14 protein-coding genes are annotated in these 22,737 nt (G+C 37.2%); 6 read left to right on the forward strand and 8 right to left on the reverse strand.

Annotated elements, in window-relative coordinates:
* Window positions 1-23: 23 nt before the first annotated feature.
* Window positions 24-2,963: a M16 family metallopeptidase gene (locus LF887_RS09590; protein WP_236858945.1), complete on the reverse strand. Its 2,940-nt coding sequence runs from the start codon at window positions 2,961-2,963 to the stop codon at window positions 24-26.
* 34 nt (window positions 2,964-2,997) lie between these two features.
* Entirely contained in the window at window positions 2,998-4,191 is a 1,194-nt protein-coding gene (locus LF887_RS09595) for a pyridoxal phosphate-dependent aminotransferase (RefSeq protein WP_236858947.1), read from the reverse strand.
* 176 nt (window positions 4,192-4,367) lie between these two features.
* Here LF887_RS09595 and LF887_RS09600 point away from each other — a divergent pair, with 176 nt between their 5' ends.
* The 6 genes from LF887_RS09600 to LF887_RS09625 all read left to right on the forward strand — a co-directional run bounded on the left by LF887_RS09600 (window position 4,368) and on the right by LF887_RS09625 (window position 12,178).
* Window positions 4,368-5,204, forward strand: coding sequence for a GLPGLI family protein (locus LF887_RS09600; RefSeq protein WP_236858949.1), 837 nt, complete (start codon window positions 4,368-4,370; stop codon window positions 5,202-5,204).
* Window positions 5,205-5,304: 100 nt separating this feature from the next.
* Complete coding sequence (gene rsmG / locus LF887_RS09605) at window positions 5,305-5,940, forward strand: 16S rRNA (guanine(527)-N(7))-methyltransferase RsmG (protein ID WP_236858951.1); 636 nt, start codon at window positions 5,305-5,307, stop codon at window positions 5,938-5,940.
* 62 nt (window positions 5,941-6,002) lie between these two features.
* Entirely contained in the window at window positions 6,003-6,407 is a 405-nt protein-coding gene (locus LF887_RS09610) for a hypothetical protein (RefSeq protein ID WP_236858953.1), read from the forward strand.
* Window positions 6,407-6,943 carry a DUF922 domain-containing Zn-dependent protease gene (locus tag LF887_RS09615; RefSeq protein WP_236858956.1) on the forward strand — a complete coding sequence of 179 codons (537 nt, stop codon included), beginning with the start codon at window positions 6,407-6,409 and terminating at the stop codon, window positions 6,941-6,943. The genes LF887_RS09610 and LF887_RS09615 overlap by 1 nt, the downstream gene beginning before the upstream one ends.
* Entirely contained in the window at window positions 6,940-9,627 is a 2,688-nt protein-coding gene (locus LF887_RS09620; protein ID WP_236858958.1) for a PD-(D/E)XK nuclease family protein, read from the forward strand. Before LF887_RS09615 ends, LF887_RS09620 begins: the two co-directional genes overlap by 4 nt.
* Window positions 9,628-9,811: 184 nt before the next feature.
* Window positions 9,812-12,178, forward strand: coding sequence for a patatin-like phospholipase family protein (locus tag LF887_RS09625; RefSeq protein WP_236858960.1), 2,367 nt, complete (start codon window positions 9,812-9,814; stop codon window positions 12,176-12,178).
* Window positions 12,179-12,296: 118 nt separating this feature from the next.
* Here LF887_RS09625 and LF887_RS09630 read toward each other — a convergent pair whose 3' ends face one another.
* From LF887_RS09630 to LF887_RS09655, 6 genes are all read right to left on the reverse strand, one after another.
* The gene (locus LF887_RS09630; RefSeq protein ID WP_236858962.1) at window positions 12,297-13,433 is read right to left on the reverse strand and encodes a cytochrome-c peroxidase; all 1,137 of its coding nucleotides are present in this window, start codon (window positions 13,431-13,433) and stop codon (window positions 12,297-12,299) included.
* Window positions 13,434-13,446: 13 nt separating this feature from the next.
* Window positions 13,447-14,961: a DUF6850 family outer membrane beta-barrel protein gene (locus tag LF887_RS09635; protein ID WP_236858965.1), complete on the reverse strand. Its 1,515-nt coding sequence runs from the start codon at window positions 14,959-14,961 to the stop codon at window positions 13,447-13,449.
* Window position 14,962: 1 nt separating this feature from the next.
* Window positions 14,963-16,183, reverse strand: a complete 1,221-nt coding sequence (locus LF887_RS09640; protein WP_236858967.1) for a DUF4876 domain-containing protein — start codon at window positions 16,181-16,183, stop codon at window positions 14,963-14,965.
* Between the two features lie 22 nt (window positions 16,184-16,205).
* On the reverse strand, window positions 16,206-18,998 hold the full coding sequence (locus LF887_RS09645; protein ID WP_236858969.1) for a TonB-dependent receptor plug domain-containing protein: 2,793 nt from the start codon (window positions 18,996-18,998) through the stop codon (window positions 16,206-16,208).
* Window positions 18,999-19,398: 400 nt separating this feature from the next.
* Window positions 19,399-21,351, reverse strand: a complete 1,953-nt coding sequence (locus LF887_RS09650; RefSeq protein WP_236858971.1) for a T9SS type A sorting domain-containing protein — start codon at window positions 21,349-21,351, stop codon at window positions 19,399-19,401.
* Between the two features lie 163 nt (window positions 21,352-21,514).
* Window positions 21,515-22,693, reverse strand: coding sequence for an acyl-CoA dehydrogenase family protein (locus LF887_RS09655; protein ID WP_236858974.1), 1,179 nt, complete (start codon window positions 22,691-22,693; stop codon window positions 21,515-21,517).
* Window positions 22,694-22,737 lie beyond the last annotated feature (44 nt).

Below are 22,737 nucleotides of genomic sequence, written 5' to 3' on the forward strand. Positions count from 1 at the left end.
TGAAATCAGGGCTTTTGTTTATTTTAATAACCAAATACTTCAGTTAGATTGAGTTTTTTTACCTCACCTAATTTTTGCATATCAGCTTCATTTACTTTGTCTTGAGCGGCAACAAGACAATAGGTGTAATTTTTGCTTTTCATCTCTTTATCATGGAAGGCATTGATGTCTGCAAAAGATAGTTTAGGAGCCTGCTCATATACATTCTTTCTCATATCAAAATTATTACCAAGCTTTTGGGCTTTTAAATAAGAGAAAATAATACCATCCTGAGTAATTCTTTCGGAAGCGATTGTTTTTTTCAATCCACTCTTTGCTGTTTCAAATAATTGCTCAGATTTTGGGAGTGTGTTCAAAAGCTCATTCATCGCTGCGGTTGACTCGTTGAATTTATCAGCCTGAGTTCCTACATAGGCCATGATCATATCTTTATCTGTCTTCTTATTGGGAAGTGCAAAATAAGAATAAGTAGAGTAGGCTAATGCTTTAGACTCTCTGATTGTCTGGAAAACAATAGAACCCATTCCGCCTCCAAAGTAATTGTTGAACAGGCTTACAGTAGGCGTTATGGTAGGATTATACTGGTCAGAGTTTCTTACCCAGAAGATTTCAGCCTGCACCATGTCATAATGAGCAAATAGTACTTTGTTTTTATCTGTAGAGATCTGAGTAAAAGTCTTTGTTTTAGGAAGGTCTTTCAATGTTGCAGGAAGCTGGTGGATAGGTTTTAAAGATGCTACCGTTTCATTTCCTGATTTTGGTCCGTAATAAAGTATTTTATGCTTAAAATTAAATAAGTCATGAAGAACATTTACCAGGTCTTCCGCTTTCAAAGCATCCAGTTCCGCATCACTTAATACATTGTTGAATGGATTCTGTGCGCCATATTGTGCATAACTTCTAAGCCCTGCCATAATAGCTGCCTTGTTTTGTTTTGCATTGGCTCTGGCTTTCTTTAGTCTTGCTTTGTAAGCATCCAGGGCTTTCTGATCTATCTGGCAGTTTTTAATCAGATGTTCAAATAAAGCAATGGTCTGGTCAAAGTTTTCATTTAGCCCTTCTAAGGTCACATAAGTTTCTTCATTTCCAGCACTTACATTGAAGCTGGAAGCCAGTTTGTAGAATTCTTTACTTATTGCTTCAGAAGATTTGTCCTTAGTACCTAAATACTGAAGGTATTCTGCGGCCAGTGGAAGCATTTTGTTATTCCATTTTCCTGAATCAAAATAATAATACATTCTGAAAAGCGCATTGTCTGTGTTTTTCACAGAAAGAACATCTACTTCTCCCAGTTTATTTTTCGCAATATCTTTGTCATAGTTTAACCATGCCGGAGAAATAGCATTTTCAGGCATTTCATCGATCTTTTTTAGGAAAGGTGATTGGTCTTCTCTGTTTACAGAAACGGGAGTAATGGTAGGTTTGTCTACTTTTACGATGCTTTTATCTTCTCCTTTTCTTTTGTAGACAGCTACGTAATTATTATTCTGAAGATATTTGGACGCAAAATCCATGATGTCCTTTTTAGTAAGCTTGGAAATTTCGTCTACATATTCCAACATTGCTTTATGATCAACATCAGAAGTGAACTCATCCATCAGAATGCTTGCTCTTGATGAATACTTTTCATCTTTCTGGATAATGCTTTTCTTTTCGTTGTTGACAATAGACTGGATCAGATCATCAGAAAATTCTCCTTTTCTCAGTTTGTCTATTTCCTGAAGGAGAAGGTTTTTTACTTCATCCAAAGACTGCCCTTCTGTGGGCTTCCCTTGTAGAAGTAACACAGAATAGTCTTTTAAAGTATAGGGGAAAGCATAGGCGCCTAATAGTTTTTGTTTTTTTACAAGATCAAGGTCAATTAGCCCTGCCTGACCGTTAGTAAGCATATTTCCTACAAGATTCAATAACCTGGCATCTTTTGTAGAGGCTCCCGGAAATCTGAAGCCAAGCATTACGCTTTCAGGATTTGGACCTACAACCTCTTTTACAACAGGCGATGTGATAGGTTTTTCCTGACCCACCTTATATTCAGGAACAGGTTTGGATTTCATGTAAGAGAAAGATTTGTCGATTTTTGCAATCACTTCATCCGGGTTGAAATCTCCTGACATGATGATTCCCATATTGTTGGGAACATAATAGTTGTTGTAGTAATCTCTTATAGCATGAAGAGAAGGGTTCTTCAGATGCTCTATCGTTCCTATGGTTGTTTGCTTTCCATAATTGTTATTAGGGAAAAGACTGGCAAACATTGTGTCGTATACTTTGTCTCCATCATCGTCCAGAGTTCTGTTTTTCTCTTCATATACTGCTTCCAGCTCTGTGTGAAAAAGCCTGAGAACAGGCTCTCTGAATCTTTCTGCCTGTACAGCAAGGAATTTGTCTATAACATTGGCAGGGACATCTTCTGTGTAGACGGTCTGCTCAAAAGAAGTGAAAGCATTGGTTCCGTCTGCACCCATGCCTGCCATCATTTTGTCATATTCATTAGCAATCGCATATTGGGCAGCTTCTCCGGAAACTTTGTCAATTTCTTTATAGATTTCTTTCCTTTTAGCCTCGTCTTTGGTCTGATTGTATTTTTCATAAAGAGCATCAATCTTATCCAAAAGCGGCTTTTCTTTAGCCCAGTCTTTAGAACCAAACTGATTGGTACCTTTGAAAAGCATGTGTTCCAGATAATGGGCAAGGCCGGTATGATCTGCAGGATCTGTTTTGCTCCCCGCTTTTGTGGCAATATAAGTTTGAATTCTCGGATCCTTATTGGTAGGGCTTAAAATGACAGTCAGTCCGTTCTTTAAAGTATAATATCTTGCGGACGTTGGGTCATTGGTTACATACTTGTATTTGTAACCATTAGAAGTAGCTTCTTTCCATTGGAAATCCTGTCCAAAAGCATACCCTGCAAAACTTGCAGCGGCGATGCTTGTAGCGATTGTTAGTTTTTTAAACAAATTCATTGTTGTGGTGCTGTGTTTTATTTTTATTTAATTCTTAGTTGAATTGTTCTAATAATTCTTTTATTCTTTTCATTGCTTCTCTTAAATCTTCTTCAGAAGCAGCGTATGAAAATCTGATACATTCCGGGCTTCCGAAAGAAAATCCTCCTACACAACCTACGTGGGCATTTTCTAAAATGAACATCGCAAAGTCATCTGAATTATTGATTTGAGTTCCGTTTAAATTTTTACCGATATAATGTGAAATATCCGGGAAGAAGTAGAAAGCCGCTTTGGGAAGTAATACTTTGAATCCGGGAATCTCTTTAATCAGTTCATAAACCAGATCTCTTCTCTTTTTGAAAGCGTCAATCATGTATTTGTATTCAGATGGATCTGTTTTTAATGCAGTGATGGAGGCTCTCTGTGCTACAGTGTTGGCTCCGCTCGTCATTTGCCCCTGTACTTTTTCACATGCTTTTGCCAGCCATTCAGGGCATGCTGAATACCCGATTCTCCATCCTGTCATTGCAAAAGCTTTTGACATTCCGTTGATCACGGCAGTCTGCTCGTATACTTCAGGAAACTGTGCTATAGAAGTTGTCTTTGTTTCGTAATTGATATATTCATAGATCTCATCCGAGATGATCGTGATATTGGGGTATTTAGCAACCACTTTTGCAATAGACTTCAACTCTTCATAAGTATAATATCCTCCTGAAGGATTACATGGGGAACTGAAAAGTATGGCTTTGGTCTTATCTGTGATGGCTTCTTCCAGTTGTTCTGCCGTAACTTTAAAATCTGTTACATAAGATGTAGGAAGTATTACAGAATTTCCGCCCATCATTTTTACCATTTCGTCATAGCTTACCCAATAAGGAGCTGGAAGCAAAACTTCATCCCCGTCATTGATAATGGCTGCCAGAACATTGATAATGGCCTGCTTAGCACCATTGGAAACGCAGATCTGAGTAGGTTTATATTCTAATTGATTGTCTCTTTTTAGTTTATGGGCAATAGCCTCACGCAGTTCCAAAAATCCGGGAACAGGAGAGTAGTGGCTGTAATTTTCGTTGATGGCATCAAAAGCGGCCTGTTTGATATTGTCTGGAACATCGAAATCCGGCTCACCGAGAGTAAGGCTGATCACGTCTATTCCGCTGGCTTTCATTTCTCTGGCCTTGTTAGACATTACAAAAGTCTGTGAGTATCCTAATCTTTTTACTCTATCTGAAAGTTTATCCATGTATGCTTTTTTGATTTTTAACAAATATATAATAAAAACGTTTTGCGGGAGGAATAAAAAGAAAGCTACTTTGAAGATATTTATCAGGTTTCTATCAAATCACCGTATTTGGAATAATAATGATTTCTTTTGATTGTTTTAATTAATTTAATTCTATTTTAGCAAAAACTTAATCCATGAAGAAAGTACTCAAAACCATTTTTTTATTATCTATATCCCTTTTTTCAGCCCAGAATTACCGTTTTGTCTATGAATATAAAATGAAACCGGATATCACAAAAAAGGATTCTGTAGTTACCGACTATATGAATCTTGATTCTGACGGGAAAAAATCCTATTTTTATAATGCAGTGAAGTATGAAAGAGATTCTGTATATCGTCTGGACAGAAACTATTCAGCTCTGCTTAAAAATAAAAGCTACGATAGGAATCTGAATTATACCATTGAAAAAGAATATTCCGGTAAAAAACTGAATCTGTATGATAATTTTAAAGGCATCAATCTTGTGATTGAAGATCATGATATTCCCAAGTGGAAAGTACAAAAAGAATTTATAGAGATAAATGGTATGAACTGCCAGAAAGCAATAGCAGATTATAGAGGCAGAAAGTGGCAGGCGTGGTTCAGTAAAGATTATCCGATCAGTGATGGCCCATATAAATTCAGCGGTCTTCCGGGGCTTGTTGTAAAGGTGAATGATATTGAAAATAACCATTCATTCAGTTTGATTCAGGTTAAAAAAATAAAGTCAATGTTTGATCTTTTACCGAAAAGCAGCAAGAAAATGAAAGATGGCGAGTACAAAAAGCTTATCGCTGGTTATACTTTTGGTCCTGATGATATTGAAAGCCTTAATATGGACTCAAAAGCAGGAACAATGGGAATACAGTTGAAAGATGGCTACATCACCCGGTTTAATATGAATGAGCTTAAAAAGTCAGGCAAAGGAAATATAGACGCGGAAATGGCAAAACGCCTTATGAAGAGTAATAATCCTATTGAGCAAAATTAAACATAGAAAAGCCTGGGACAGCTTTATTTTTGAATATAACTACGGTTAAAATTTGAATAAAGCCAATAAAAACTTATTTTTGCAGACTATAATAATTCACATGTCTACATCGTTACTATTAAAATACTTTCCGGATCTTACAGAAACACAGTTGAAACAGTTTGAACAGCTTGAGACTTTGTACAATGAATGGAATGAGAAGATCAACGTAATTTCCAGAAAAGATATGGAATCGCTGTATGAAAAGCATATACTGCATTCTTTGGGAATTGCCAAAGTGATGGAATTTGCTCCGGGAACTAAAGTACTGGATATTGGAACCGGAGGAGGTTTTCCCGGAATTCCTTTAGCCATTTTGTTTCCTGATTCAGAATTCACCCTGATCGATTCTATTGGCAAGAAAATCAACGTGGTAAATGCTGTTGCAGAAGGAGTGGGATTAAAAAACGTTACTGCCGTCCATGGAAGAGCAGAGAAATTAAAAGATAAGTTCCACTTTGTAGTAAGCAGAGCAGTTACCCAGATGCCGGAATTTTTGAGATGGCTGAAAGGGAAATTTGAAAAAGAACAGTTTAATCCTAAACATAACGGGATTTTATATTTAAAAGGTGGTGATCTCGCGGAAGAACTTGCAGGACTTAAATGTGAGATTTTCAGCCTTAAACACTATTTTGATGGAGAATTTTTTGATACTAAAAAAGTAGTTTACGTATCAAAAGGTAATTTTAGTTCCTGATTTTTTATGATTGGGGAATAATTTTTGCTAAATATTTGTTAATAATCAAAAAATTGAAGGTTATGAAGAATTTTTTAAATCTTGGATTTTCAGCATTATTGTTCGGCCTGTTTCTCGTATCGTGTAATGATGATGATTATGAAACGGTTGAAACTATTGGTAAAATCAAAATAGACAGCGTGAAAATTGTTAACGATACTATGTCTGTTTTTGCAATACAAAGCATAAAAACCTATTCCACCTATCCAACGCACTGTGAGGGCTTTTACGGATATGATTATATTTACAATAATAATCTTGAAAGAACCGTTACGGCTTATAAATATACAACAAGCGGACCATGTAAAAAAGAAAGCTACACAGGTGCCAGCCAGATCAACTTCAGCCCGCAAAAAAAAGGAAGTTATACTTTCAGATTCTGGAACGGTGGTAAAAACTGGATCAGCAAAACTATTGTGGTAGAATAATGAAATTGACTTTTATATTGTGTTTACTTGCTGCCCCTGTTGCATTTGGACAGACAATTATCTGGAAAGAAGGCAAAAAGCTAATGTGGGATAATTTTAAAAGTCCTGTCAGCAGGAAAACTAACGCAAATGTTGTGGCCCATACCAACTGTGGCTGGGAATTATCCGTCGTTAAATCCGGCAATCCGAAGTTACCAGTTACCATAGAGCTGAAAACAGTCTTCAATGAAGAAAAATCCTGGAAAGATACCACCAAAATCAATGACTATGTTTTGCTGCATGAGCAGAAGCATTTTGATATTGCTGAGCTGTTTGTAAGAAAATTCAGAAAAACTGTTGCAGAGAAAATCAGAAATTCAGCAGATTATCATAAATATTTTAAAACTATTTATGATGAATTCTCCATTGAGTATAAAAAATTTCAGATTGCATATGACAGAGATACGCGTCATGGCATAGATAAAGAAAAGCAGGCAGAGTATAATGCCTCTATTTCTGAAGAATTAGAAAACTTAAAAAGCTATCAATCCCTTTGAAATTCCTTAATAAGATCATTCACGAACTGCTGGCACAAAATACGGATCTTTCTGTGTTTAACATTATCCTGCCGGGTAAACGTCCTATTGTGTTTATAAGACAAATCCTTGAGGAAAATAACTACTCCGGACTTCTTCCCAATTTTTTTACGATTGAGGAGCTTATCAATACCATTGCAGATAAACAGGTCATACAGGGAATTCCGCTCTGGCTTTTTTCGTTTGATGTATACCGGAGTCTGAATCTTATCCCCAGAGATAATTTTTCGGATTTCCTGAAGTGGTTTCCGACTTTGCAGAAGGACTGGGATGATATCCTGAAATTCTCAGACAGCGACCAGGCTGTTCTGCAGTATATGTTTGATGAAGAAAGGATCAAAGAATGGGCTCAGGACCTGGGTGAGGATGATGATGTTCCAAGAAAGAAATTCCTTAATTTCTGGCAGAATATGAATGTTTTTCTTCCGGAATTAAAACATAGATTACAGGAGAAGAACTGGGCAACCTCAGGAATGATCCATGAGACGGCTAAAATTCAAATTGGAGATTTTGCGAAGAACACTTCCGATCATTTTGTTTTTTGTGGTTTTAACGCCTTTACTCCGGTGGAGGAAAAACTGGTAAGAAGTCTTTTGCAATGGAATAAAGCACAGTGCTTTTTTCAGGCAGACCGTTATTATTTTGATGATGAAAGACAGGAAGCCGGAAAGTTTCTCAGAAACCATAAAACATGGAAAGAATTTGATGACAACAGAGCTTTTCAATGGATTGAAGATGATTTTAGCCAGCCAAAGAACATCAAAGTATATGAAGTCTCCGGAAATGTGACCCAAACGAAGGTTCTCCCTGAGATATTCAAAGAAATTACTAATAAGACCTATTCCAATACAGCGGTAGTACTGCTGGATGAAAATCTTCTTCCTGCGAGTCTGGATGTGATGCATGAGGTGGAAAATCTTAATATTACAATGGGGTTTCCGCTGAAGAACCTTTCTTTCTCCAATGCGGTAAAAAGACTTTTCTATCTGCAGAAACAGCTGGAAAAAAACAAATCATCGTACTACTACAGGGATATTTTCCCTATTTTGGAAGAGCTTCCCAAATCTGTGGAAGATGAGAAGATTATTGATGATTTTAAAACAAAAGTAGAAGAGAGGAATATTGTTTACATCTCTAAAAAGCTTTTAGAAGAACTTTTAAGCGGACTTTCTTACTTTGGGCTCCTTCAAAAAGCAGCGGGTACTCAGGCTTATCTGGATAGGCTTATTGAGTTTTGTCAGGAGGTGAAATGGCTGGAAATAGATGATATTCAGTACGAGAACGTATCCCACTTTGAAAACGCATTCAGGATCATTAAAAATCAGCTGACGCCGTATAATATCGAAATCAGAATGGAAACTCTTGAAATTCTGATCAATCAGCATATTAATTCTGAAAGTATAGATTTCCAGGGAGAGCCTTTACGCGGACTACAGATAATGGGATTGCTGGAAACGCGTCTTCTGAATTTTGAAAATGTTATTCTGCTTTCTGTGAACGAGGGTAAACTGCCTCTTGGAAACTCTCAGAATACCTATATTCCATTCGATATCCGAAGGTTCTTTGACCTTCATACATTCCTAGAAAATGACAGTATTTATGCGTACCATTTTTACAGGCTGATTCAGGATGCAAAGAATGTCCATTTGCTATACAATGCATTAAGCTCAGGAGTAAATACCGGAGAGAAAAGCCGTTTCCTTACCCAGCTGGAAATGGAGAGCTCGCATCGGATAGAGCATCTGATTATTGAGAATTCCTCAGAGCCAATTGCTACAAAGCCTGTAGAAATTTCAAAAACTCCGATTGTACAGGAACGTCTTCAGAAATGGAAGGAAAAGGTCTCTGCTTCTCACCTTACAAGTTACCTCTATAATCCGATAGATTTTTATTTGTCCAAAATTTTAAAAACTTCAGAAACGGATGAAATAGAAGAGGAGCTATCTGTAAAAAATTATGGAAATCTGGTCCATTATACGCTTCAAGAAGTTTATGAGGTATTAAAGGGTAAAGTTTTAAAAGAAAGCGATTTATTAAATTCAGTTAAAGCAATAGATCAGTATATAAATATTGCTATAGAAAAGCTTAAGCATCAGCCTGAGTTCTATGAAAAAGGGATGAATTATATCCATAAGGCCATTGCAAAGAAGGTTATCGAAAATGTTCTCAATCATGATCTTGAACTGATAAGAGGCGGTAATAAACTGGAGATTGTGGATATCGAAAGAAAGTTTGAAGATGTAGAATTTTATCTGGAGGGAAATGATAAAATTTCCTTCTTCGGATTTATCGACAGAATTGATAAACTGAATGGAACTTTAAGAATTATTGATTATAAAACTGCTAAAATTAAAAATCTTATTGTAAAAATTGATAGTGAAAATGTAGAAGGATACTTCCATAACAGCGAGAGAAAGCAAGCGCTTCAGCTGTGTATTTATCATTATGTAGTGCAGCATCTTCCCGAATTTTGGGGATTTCCGATAGAAACAGGGATCTGGAGTTTTGCTGATGCTAAAAAAGGAATGGTTTCTCTACAGTTTGATAAGGGAAATATTGATGATGCCATGAAATCGGTCAAAAGTCTTATTCTTGAGATCCTGAATCCGGATGTTAATTTTGTAGAAACGGTGAAAGCATATTAAACATATTTAATATGACAAGGTGTGGTTTTTAATGCTGATAACCAGTGTCTTGATTGTCTTTTTTCTCCTGTGAAAACCTATGAATTTTGTTCATGAAAATGGTCAATAGAGCAGTATATTTTTTATGTATCTTTATCCCTCGGTAAAATTTTAAAGTTCGGAGGGAACAAACTAAGGAGTACACATGAAAAAAAGCCTATTATTTTTAGCTATAATTTTTTCTTTTATCAGCAAGTCTCAACAAAGGAATGATTCTCTGGATCTTGCGCTTCAAAATGTAACTAAAGATACTAAATTTGGTCTTGCACTCAGCGGTGGTGGAGCAAAGGGCTTTGCCCATATCGGTATTTTGAAGATGATAGATTCTCTTGGGATTCGGGTAGATTACATTACAGGAACCAGTATGGGAGGTATTCTTGGCGGGCTGTATGCGATGGGCTACAATGCAGACCAGCTGAAACATACGGTCTATAAAGTAGATTGGAACAGGATTTTGAGTAACAAAATACCTTACAGCAAAGTTAATATCAGTGAAAAGGATGAGTATGACAAATACATTCTTGAATTTCCTGTAGTAAAAGGAATTCCCACTCTTCCCAGCTCGTATATTGAAGGGCAGTATATGGGAGAGGTTCTTAATACTCTTACGTTCAATACCAAACATATTAATGATTTCAGTAAGTTGAGGATTCCTATACAGCTTACTTCTTCCGATATTGAAAATGGTGGATTAATCATGCAGAAAAAAGGATCTTTACCGTTGGCTATTCGTTCTACATTAGCAATTCCGGCAGCTTTTGCTCCTGTTTATATTGATGGAAAGCTCCTTGTAGATGGAGGATTGGACAGAAATTATCCAGCCAATGAAGTTCGTGAGATGGGGGCAGATTTTGTAATTGGAGGATATACCGGTTTTCGTCTTTTCACCAAAAAGGAAATTGAGAATCCGATGAAAATGATTTATCAGACCCATGCTATACGTTCTGTGGAAGATTTTAAACATCAGAAAGGACTGTCCAATATTCTGGTTGACTTTGTAGACCCGCTGGGAGATATCACCACAAAGGATTTTGCCAAATACAGGAAGATCATTAAAATTGGAGAATTAGAGGCCAGAAAGCATCTTCCGGAGTTCGTAGCACTGGCAGAAGCCCAACGGAAACTGGGGATTAAATATGACCATCAGATGATTGAAGAAGTAAAGCTTCCTACCACGAAATTCACTTTTAATGAAGAAGATGGTACTCCAATTAAAGATGAAGGAGAAATTGAAGTCCTTAAAAGGCAAATGGGGCTGGTAGAAGGCAGATATTATGATGTGAAAACCGTTAATGAAGCAATAGACAGAATATTTGGAATGCGCCAATATGTAAAAGTATATTACACGTATACCAATATAGGTGACGCTCTTGCCATGAATATTTTTGTGAAAAGGGCTAAAAAAGGAGCTTTTAAACTGGCGATGCATTATGATACAGAACAGTCTGTTGGTATTATTGTAAACTATACATACCGGAATATTCTTTTAAACAGGTCGAGATTCCTGGCAACATTGGATATTTCAGAGCGTTTTAAAGCTAAATTAGCTTACCAGCAGTTTTTAAACAGTGGAGAGCGCTTATGGTTTGATGTGGAGGCTAAAATGGTTAGTCTTAAGAGTAATGATTTGAATTTCCGACTTTATGATGTAGGTAATGAAGATAGTGGTGACCGATTTCCTAACCATATTTACAGAAATGTTACTGCGAAGATTGCTCTTAACTACAATGTGAGCTCTAACGCTTTTATCTCTGTGGGAACGGAATTCAGTACTGAAAGAATGTATACTTTGCTGGATAAAGTAGATCAGTCCAGGATAGATAATTACAGTAAAAAGCTTTACAATCACAGCAATTTTAATACCTTTCTGAAGTTTGAACAGAATAACCTCAACAAAAGATACTTCTTTACCAAAGGGAATCATCTTCAGCTAAGCACAAGGTTCTATTACGGGGATGAATATCAATTGTATGATCTGGAAACTGTACAGCCTCTTTTATATCCTATACTGAATCCGAAGGAACCTTATTACTATCAGCCTAAAAATCTGGTTTCTTTTACTTTGAATGAAAATTTTGCCTACCCAATTACAAGAAGATTAGCGGCAAAAGCAAATCTTTTCATAGGAGCAAGTTTTGGTGCAAAAAGGGAAGATCAAATTCCTTATTTCTTTCTGAATCAGAAATATAATCTGGGAGGAAGCGAATATAACTATGACCTATTGAGTCCTGAATTCAACGGGCTCCGCCAGAAAGAGCTGCCTATGACTTCTGTGGCGAAGGCATCTCTGGCTCTTCAGTATAGAATTATGAAAAGATTATACCTTACACCTTCCTTCAGCTATGGTAAAGTGAGTGAGGAGTTTTCTCCTTTTAATGATAGTTTTGAGATGTTTGGCTACGGAGTGAACCTCGGATATGAATCACTCATAGGCCCTATCAGTATTAATGTTTCCAGAAATAACCAACTTGATTTTTCAAGGATATATCTAAGTATTGGCTTTAAATTTTAAGATCATCTTTATACCAATTTAAATGACCTTACAATAAAACCCCTTATTTAAATTGTCAGTTTAAATAAGGGGTTTTATAATTAATGATATCAACTATTTATTAATTTGAAATATAAAGCTATTTCCGCGGAATTTCCGGACGCGGCATTTTGTAATAACTTCCGGATATACTCTTTAAAAAAGCAACTACAGCATCTATTTCCTGTTCGTTGAGCTTTAGCGGTTTCATCCGCTGATCTGTAACCGGGAAATTGGGATCTGCCATCTTTTCTTCAGCAGTAGGGTTAATCATCTGCATCCCGCTATTATAAAGGCTTACAATTCCATGCATATCATCCATCAGTCCGTTATGCATCCATGGAGCGGTATAAGTGAGATCTCTCAAAGATGGGGTTTTGAACTTTCCTACATCATCTGCTTTTCCGGTAATATGATAAAGACCAAGATCTTCATACTCGCGTTTATAGTAGGTGAGTCCTATATTGTGGAAAGATTCATCCGTCAGGTTTTTTCCATAATGGCAGTTCATACATCTTGCTTTGGTCCGGAATAAGTGCATACCGTAAATTTCCTTATCGCTCATGGCTTTATAGTCTCCTTTGATAAACTTATCCAGTTTACTTGGCTGGCTCCTTATCGTCTTTTGAAAAGCAGCTAATGCACTGGCTATTTGATCGAATGTAATTTTGTCTTTCTGATAAACCTCTTTGAAAAGCTCTCTGTACTCCTTGTACTTTGATAGCTTTCCGGCAAGTTTTTCCGGTTTCATATTCATTTCATTATGGGCAGAAATGGGTCCTACAAGCTGTTCTTCGAGACTTTTGGCTCTTCCGTCCCAGAAATAGGATGTTCTGTCCGCAATATTGAAAAGAGATTGTGTATTTCTTTTTCCCTGTAAATGATCATTACCCAAAGCAAGTTCCTGGCCGTCTGCCCAACCCAGTTCAGGATTGTGACAACTGCTGCAGGAAACCTGGCTGGATGATGAAAGTTTTGGGTCAAAAAAAAGCTTTTTCCCTAATATTACCTCTGGGATTTCCTGTGTATCATAATAATTGGAATCCCATTCTATGGCTTCAAATTCTTTCCAGTCAACATCTGCATCCACTGAAGGCCCTGGCCAATATTTCACTGGTTTTTTATACTGTTCTGCTACCTCTCCATAATCCACACTATACTTTTGGATTGTATGCTGCATAAAGAAGGCACAAATGCCTCCGAGGAGGACAACCAATTTAAGATCTGAAAATTTCATGATGCTTTTAAATTTAAAAAATACTTCCTATTGTTGCTGCAAATAAAACATTGCTGCCATTATTGAAATTAGTGTACATTATTTTACCTCCTGCAAAAGCGTTCTTTACAACAGGGAAGCTGAAATGAAAATGAATATCAAGCTTTGCCCGCCAGAAATCTGAAGACTGAAAAGCATAATTTTCCTGCAGCATATCATTGATAGATGGTTTTGCGGATATATTGAACTGACGGTCTTTCTGATATACTTTATTTGCTGAAACCCCTAATAAGAAAGACAATGCCTGACTGGATGAAAAAGTTTTTAACCATTGATAATCCGCACCGTAAATAAGCTTACTTAATTCAATTCTTGATATTGGGCTGCTGTATTTCTCTTTTTCCTGAATCCAGCCGAAGAACGGAACGAAAGAAAATTTTGACGCTTCATTACCTGTCTGTACAAGCCCTCTGAAAGTGATATTATTTATTTTGTGATTGTATTTTTCTGCACTACCTATCTGAATGTAATTTCTGGAATTCTCATTTAGAAACAGATTCTCTGTTCCTTTTCTTTCTATGCTGTTTCCTTCAGCTGAAATGCCCCAGAATATTTTACCCGAATCAAAAAACTTTCCTGCTGAGAAAGTAAATTGCTGCTCATCAATTTTTGAGGCATTGAGATCCGAATATTCCGTCAACAGTTTATCAAGATTAAACTTTTTCAGTCCAATATTGAGATACCAGTTTCTGTGATCTGCTTCAAAGATCTGTAGACCTCCGCCATATGACCAGCCTTCATAGTAAGCCTGGCGAAGTTTTCCTGAAAGCAGTTCGTTATAATTCCCAAGTCCGCTCATATTATAGATCATAGGGTAGCCCTGATTGCTGACAAAGCTCAGATAATGCTTTTGAGTGTATTTTTCAGCATCCAGATAAATCCCTATTTTAAATTTTTTGAACATCAGCTTATTAGCTCCCAGTGCTAAAGAGAAATCTGCTGCCGTATTCTTTGGGCGGGGATCTATATCCCTGTAACTGAGGGTGGCATGATAACTTCCCATTATTCCTATAGTGTATACATTGATCTTTTTGGAATAACCTCCTGAAAAACGGTAGCTTTCAAACTTCATATCACCACCTACACTGTCGGCTGCTACATAAGGGTAGATGAGATCATAATCAGCATTTTCGTTCCATACCATCCGCTTGTTCTTTCCCTGTGTATAAGAAGCATCGCCCCAGACCGTAGTTTTATCATCAATAATCTGTAAAGTTTGGGCTTCGGCTCCCCATAGGTTTTTTCCTTTGCCTTTTTGCTGTATTTGCTGGGGAGTATTGCTGTTTTCAGTCAGAACGTTGAAAGTGGTAATGCTGTATTTTCTTGCCCCCGGCCGGCTGGCTGGATTTGCAGTTATACTGTTTTTAATAAGCCTTTCATAGCTGTATTCCTCACGTATTTTCCCTATGATGGAGTCATTCACCTGAGCCTGAAGTTTTATACCTGATAATGAGATGAGCAGGGTGGATATGGAAAGGAAATGTTTCATTTTAGTTAAATAAAGATGGTTTTACCCCATGATCAAAATCTACTGTGGAGTTGTTGGTATCTTTAAAGATATTCCTGCCCTCCATGTTCTGTCCTGTCACTTTTCTGCGTACTGCTTTTCCGAAACGGTTTTTATCTCCGTCAAATGAGGTCACAGAAGTCCATCCCATATCCAGAGAAGGAGATGTTACCAGCCATTGGAAAGAATCCTGTACACTTAGATTCACAGCATCTACAATCCATTCGTTAGGAATTTTCACAGCGGTTCCGTCCATAGGATATACATCACCTCCGAAACTCAGATTGTAATTATAAGTATAGGTGTTCTGAGCGATCAATGCTTCATTAGTCATTCCCTGAGGCATACGTGCTAAAGCATACGCATAATATCCTTGGGTGTGAATCACCATTTTTTCAAAAACGTTGACCATTTTCGGAACAGCAGGGTTGTCGATATCTTCGGAATCTTCTTTGAAAATCTGGAAGTTAGCATGGGAAAGATCAACAGATAACGAGTTAAATGCTTTATGGTTAATAGCATCTTCTGCGATGACAATAGACTCACCCGGTTTTACAGGATAAGTGTTTCCCGTACCAGGGATTCTGATAATGGCTCCGGCAGATAGGGTGGTTCCTATAATATTGGGGCTGTATTCCTGTTTTTCGCTGGTCATAAAGCTGGATTGGATCAATAGCATTCCGTCAGCATATAAAGTCTGGTCTGTATTGTTGGTGATTTTAAAATACTGATCTCCAAAATACATCGCTCCCTGTGGTGTTTTTGTTCCGGTAAAGAACACCTCTTCAAGAATCAGATCAGTGTTGCTTCCTGCCTTTAGAGAAAGAGCTATTGTTTTGCTGATTTCTTTGCCATTGATCACCATTGCTGTCTGTACTCCCGCTACTTTAGCTTCAATAGATCCTGAATTATCAGTATAAAGAATACTGCCTTCCGCAATGATATGATACGTTCCTGAAGGAAGAGAAACCTGTAGTGTATTCGTATTTTTAAGTTCTTTAGTAGTGGTAAAACCGGTGTTCAGTTCTTTGAAACTTATGGTAAGGTGTTTATATTCTTTTACCTGGATGTTCTCAGGGACTACTTTAACCTCCAGTTTTAATGACGTTTGTGCTTCCGGAGCCTCGTTGGAGTCGGAAGAACATGCTGTAAAAGTGATTACAGCACACAATAGTAATAGTGTTCTAAATAATTGTTTTAACATAATTGTATAAAATTGAAATTGTCTATAAATTGAAATTGATTTCCATCCCGAAATATGGATCATAAGCTCCTTTTCTGTTGATTGTGAAACCATTGAGATGGTAAGGAGCGTAGTAACTGAAAAGTCTGTTGGCAAACATAGCGACTACGATGGCTTTATTTCTGAAGCTTTTGGTGACTTTCAGGTTGAGGTTCATTTCCATCGGTCTTCTGGACGCATTGTACAGATCTTGATTCTGAGCAATAATCAGATTTTCAAGCAGGGTACCTTTGGTTGTATCCGGATTAAAAGGGAAGATGCTGCCATTCTGATCCACATAATAGCTGGGTACACCGTTCATGGGAAGTAATTTTCTCATAGAATACCATGAAAACTGGAAAGATGAAGAAAAGACAAGGTCCAGACCAGGAATATAAGTATCCATCATAAGGTTGGTATTCAAAACTTCATTCACTGAGCTTGGCTCCATACCTTCATATAATCCTAAATAGGGATAGGGTCTTCCATTGATGACTAAATCTCTTCCTCTGTAAACAGGCAGGCTATTGCCATATTGAGTCCGGAACCAGGCTCCGCTGACGGTAAATCTTGTATTGATCTTTGGAATTCTGTTTGATGAATATTGAAACTCTATTCCTTCTTTGTCTACCTTACTGCCATTTCGCTGGGTGGCGTAAATAAAGTTTTCACTTACAGTCTGATAGGGAAGTGAGTTTACGTCCGGTGGAGAGGTGATTGTATTGTGATCAATTCCTGAGGTGTCATACTTTTTGTATTGATACACAGCATATTCATTCATAGAACGGAAAGCATTATGCATATTTTCCTTAAAAGCAGTCACAGAAAGTTGATGGGCTCCTAAGCTGAAATCTATCCTTGCTTCAAACTTTTCATTCACAGCTGGCTCTATTTGCGGATTCTGCGGATTGTAAATCAACGTTTTATAATTAATTTTCCTGTATTCCGGAGTGTTGTGGAAATAATTCAGCTGCTGAATATCTTTATAAATAAGTTCCGGATACAGGAGATTAAGATCCGGGAACAGGCTTTGTTTACCATATCCCAGTGTTACAGCCAATTGTGCTTTTTTATTCATCCACTCGAATGAAGGAAGCTCCCACTGAAGATTTGCTCTGGGATCAAAATACATTTTTCCGTGCATTTTAAACTGAAAAGGCAGATTCATCATTGAATTTCCTCTTATTCCAAGGGCTAATATCAACTGATGATTCCCTGTCTTTACCGTACTGATAGATTCCAGAAACAATGCAGAGGTAATATAAGCCGGAACATCGCGATAGGCGCGGGGCCTGAAAGTCGCTTTAGGATCTATAGGTTTATAAATGTCAAATTGCTGCCCTTTGCCCCAGTTTTTGCTCAGCTGCCAGTCTAACCCTACATTGAATTCATTTCTAACTGATTTAAAATCAGCCTGAAAGTTATTTACCATTTTTACAAATACATCAAGAGGTTTTCCGTCTACTTTATAATTTGAAATATATCTCGGCTCAGGATAATAACCATCATACTCACCCTCTGTTTTGGATAGTGGAAAAGCTGTAGCATTCTCTAACTGAATGAATTTGGTCTGTTTTATTTTGTCAAATCTTTGGTTAACAGTAGCCTGAATCTCTGTTGATCTAAAAAACGAAGGCTCATTTTTAGTATAAGTAAACAGATTGGAGAGGCTTACAAGATGATTGTTGACCTCATAAGAGTTCAGCTCAGATAAATCGACATCAGGATCAGATTTGGATCCGTCCAGCGAGCCGGTATAGCTAAGACTGGTCTGCCATCTTGAAGTTCCTTTATTATGCTTTTTCTCTTTTACAATAGCTAGATTAGCTGTAATTCTCTTATAATTTTCAAGTCTGTCTCTGGGATCAGCTTTTGCATTCAGGTAATCCAGTCCTGCATTGATTTTCAGATCCTTTTCTTTGTTTTCAAAGCCTTTACTTACTGCAAAAAGTTTACTGTAACCATCTGCTTTAAATCTTGCTTTCCATCTTGTGTATCCTGATTTATTCGTGATTTTTACAATACCGGAGGTTAAATTTCCGTATTGTACAGAAGGTATTCCCCGCAAAACTTCCACACGTTCGATTTGATCTGTAGCTATACTTCTCATATCGACACCACTTGTGATGTTAAGTCTTCTCTTGAGCCCATTGTTGGATTTGTCCAAGAAATCGTAGGTATACTGGAGATTGGCACCAGAGTTTAGCGGGGCACCATCAACCAGAAATGTCGTTCCCATAGAAGAAGTATTATAATCACTGCCGGGCCTGCCTGTTTCACGAAGACTTATTCTATTGACCTGATTCAGAACAGGGTCACTTGATCTTCCTCCGGGAAGAAGTTCGAGAAGATCTGAAAAGCTCGATGGCTGCAAATGCTGCATAGCACGTTGGCTGATAATGGATGAAGAGGTGAGTCCTTTTCCTTCTTTTGCCGTGATGACAACTTCTTCAATAGTATTTATTCTTTCTTTAAGGGAGACAGAGAATGTTTCAGCCTTTTTAACTGACAGAGTATGGGTATAACCAAGGCTTCCGTTTTTATGGATTTCAATTTTGTATTTTCCGGGTGTAATATCTATAGCAGCAATTCCTTTGTCATTGCTGGAGGTGGTGTATTTAGCCTCTGCTGAGAAGATGTTGATTTCAGCTTCTTTTACAGGTTTCAGTTCGGCATCTTTTACCTCAATGATAATCGTAAAGGAATGGTCTTGTGCGCTGGCTGCAGCGGTAATGAAGACGAAGAGGAAAGTTAAAAATCGGGATTTGAAAAGGAATTGGGAATCGTTGTGAACCATCTGGCATTAATCTTTCGGCAAAATTAGGAGGCTCAGTATAAGTTTGCTAATTTTATTTAGAATAATTTAAAATAATTGATAAAAATCATTTACAACAAATTTTAAAAATTATCATTTAAGAATATTTGCCGTATTTAAAATATCTGTTTTATTGTGTTTTAAAATGCTTTAGTTAAAGTGTTTTTTAGATTTATATTCAAATCTTTTTTTTAGAGTTATTTTATAATTATAAATACAGATTTTATTAAAAAGAGCATTTTTTTGTAACCGGCAGGAGATGAGCATTTCTCGAAGTACCCATTTTATGACTCATCAATGTTTATTGACAAAAAAAGCACTCCATTACTGAAGTGCAAAAATTAACTTAAAATGAAATGATATTATAGAAAGTGAATAAGTGTTATAATTTAATTTTCTGCTGAATGGATTCTCCGTTAAGAAGAGTAACATGTACCACATAAACTCCGGATTCTAAACCTTTGGATTCATAAAGAGAGGTATTAACTTCCTGATGTACAGCTAAAGCTCCTGAAATGGTATATATGCTGATATTTTTAATACTATTGCCTGATTTTATTTTGATCTGTCTATTTTGCGTAAAGATATCTGTTCTTTCTTTTAAGGTGTTGATATATATGGCTTTACTGAATTGAAGGTTATAAAATGGAGTGGCTACTTCAAAAGTATATTTCTGTTTACCCAGATTTTCTAAACTGATTCCTCCTGTGTTCCGATATTCTTCTTTAGAAATAGTTTTTACCAGTGTTTTGCTTTCATCAAAAATATATACAGCAGCAAGTTCATCCTGATCTATTTTCAATTTTAAGACAGCATTATTCTCAGCCTGTACGATTTCATTTTCCGGAATCTCTTTTGGAGTGGTTTTAATGTAGGGAAGCATTTTATCTTCATTATTTTCCGTCACTTTTAAAAGATAAACCCCATCTTTTAAAGAAGATAAACTTCGCTCATCAGCAGATCTTTTCATTGTTTTTTCCTGATTGAAATCTGTAATTTCTACCAGCTGCATATTTCCCAGCTCAGGTTTTATCTGGGATGAGAATAAAGAAGTTTTTTCTGATGGAACATCTGATTGTTTGCCAAAAACTGATCCTGCTATTGCCCATTGATTGAGCAATCCGCCACTTCTCAGCGCATTAAACTTTGCATTGGAAGCTAATGTGAATGGAAGAATTCCTCCTACATGTCCTATAGGGCCCCAGTAAAAAGAATCCAGTTTATATTTATTAAGATCCCACCACGGATAATATCCACGCTGCACATCAATAGTTTTGGATGTGTTTTCCGGAGGGATGGCTAAATCTACTGTAGAGTGCCCCAAAGTCATAGGAGTTTTATTATACCAGTCATACACATCTTTAGGCTTCATACACTGTCTGAGCTTATTGTTCGGATTGTTGGTGACATCATGGATAAAGCTGTTGGTAAAGAGTTTTCTCCATACAACAGGTCCCCACAGTAAACCTCCGTTATCCTGAACCACGTGATAATTGTACCGGTCAAGATATTCTGCAGAAATTACCTCCGAAATATCATTGTTATAGGTTTTAAAACCCGTATTGTTGCAGCTGTGCAGAACATTGGCCAGAAATGCAGTGAACGGATAGACGTCTTTTTCCAGTACTCCTTTTTGTAGAGTTACTCCTGAGAAATCATAAGGTCCATCCCCCATATAAGCATATTTGAACTTGAGATTATCCGGATTTGAAATACTTAATCTCTTTAATGTAGACATTGCAGCATGGGCTCCCTGAGAATATCCTGCTAGAAAATACTCATCATAACGCTTTACATTCAGTTGGGCCAATACTTTATTGGCTGCTGTGATGAAATCTACAGTGGCTCCCGCTTCCGTAGGATAATCCACATAAGGATGAACTCCCTCTCCGGTTCCCATTCCTACATAATCAGGTGCCATTAAAATATAGCCATTGAGTACATAAGAAAGTTCAACTACAAATCCGGCAGTTAAAGCTCCTTTGAAATTGGAGGGAACGTTGTGTCTGCTATCAGTAGTTCCGTGGTCCGATACTACTGTTGAGAGTTTGAAACCTACACTAGGATACATCAAAAGCCCGGTTGCTTTTACAAGAACATTTTTCTCGTTTTTAGTGTAATAGGTGATTTTATAGCCTTTTAATCCAACATTGAAACTGTTGAGATAGCTCACAAAATCCGGAGCATTCTGTTCACCAAGATTATTAGCTATGAAATTGACAACTCCCTGTGGAGTTAAATCCAGCTTCTCTTCAGCGCTTACCAAATCTCCAGCCTGCTGGGCAAAACAGAATGGAGCTGAAATCCCTAATAAGAAAGTAGCGATTTTTTTCATATTGATATCTTTTTGGCGGTATTAAGGTAATAACTTTAATGAATTAATGAAAACATTAATACATCAATAATTATTCAGCGAATATCAATTCTCTTTAATGTGAGTAAAATAAAAGAGTCTGAACCAATGGCTCAGACTCTTTCAGTATATGGTTTGCTTTTATTTAAAAAGCGTTGATTCCCGTAATATCTAAACCGGTAATTAACAAATGAACATCGTGAGTCCCTTCATATGTAATTACGGATTCCAGGTTGGCTGCATGTCTCATCATTGGAAATTCTCCCATGATTCCCATGCCTCCTAAAATCTGTCTTGATTCTCTTGCAATTTCAATAGCCATATTCACATTGTTACGCTTTGCCATAGAAATTTGAGCAGGCGTTGCTTTGTGTGCATTTTTAAGGTTTCCTAGCTGAAGACATAATAACTGGGCTTTTGTGATCTCTGTCAGGAACTCAGCCAGTTTCTTCTGTTGAAGCTGATAAGAACCAATTGGCTTACCAAACTGTTTTCTTTCTTTAGCATACTGAACAGCCGTACAGTGGCAGTCGATAGCTGCGCCAATTACTCCCCACGAAATTCCATATCTTGCAGAATTCAGACAAGACAAAGGCCCTTTCAATCCTGTTACGCCCGGAAGCAGGTTTTCCTTCGGTACTTTTACATCATTGAATACCAATTCTCCTGTTTTCGAAGCTCTTAAGCTCCATTTATTGTGAGTCTCCGGAGTCGTAAAACCTTCCATTCCTCTTTCAACAATCAGCCCCTGTACTTTTCCTTCCTCATTCTTTGCCCACACTACTGCGATGTCGCAAAGAGGAGAGTTGGTGATCCACATTTTAGCCCCATTTAAAAGATAATGATCTCCCATATCTTTAAAATAAGTTTCCATAGAACTTGGATCAGAACCATGATTAGGCTCAGTTAATCCAAAAGACCCAATCATTTCTCCGGCAGCAAGCTTCGGCAGATATTTCTTTTTTTGTTCTTCAGAACCGAACTCATTAATTGGAAACATAACCAGAGAGCTTTGTACTGAAGCTGCAGAACGTACTGCAGAATCTCCTCTTTCCAGTTCCTGCATGATCAAACCATAAGAAATCTGGTCTAATCCTGAACCTCCATACTCAACAGGGATATACGGACCTAATGCTCCGATTTTCCCTAGTTCTCTCATAAGGCCAGGTAGATCTGTATGATTTTGAGCGGCCTGATCAATCTGCGGCATTACAAAACTTTCCACCCAGTCTCTTACAGATTGGCGGATCAGTTTGTGTTCTTCGGTAAGTAAAGCATCAATTCCATAATAGTCGGGAATGCTTGTAAGAGGATAATATGACATGATTTTTTGATTTTGTTAAAAGTAACATTTTTCGTGGTGTCTTG

This window comes from Chryseobacterium sp. MEBOG06 (assembly GCF_021869765.1).
Taxonomy (GTDB): domain Bacteria; phylum Bacteroidota; class Bacteroidia; order Flavobacteriales; family Weeksellaceae; genus Chryseobacterium.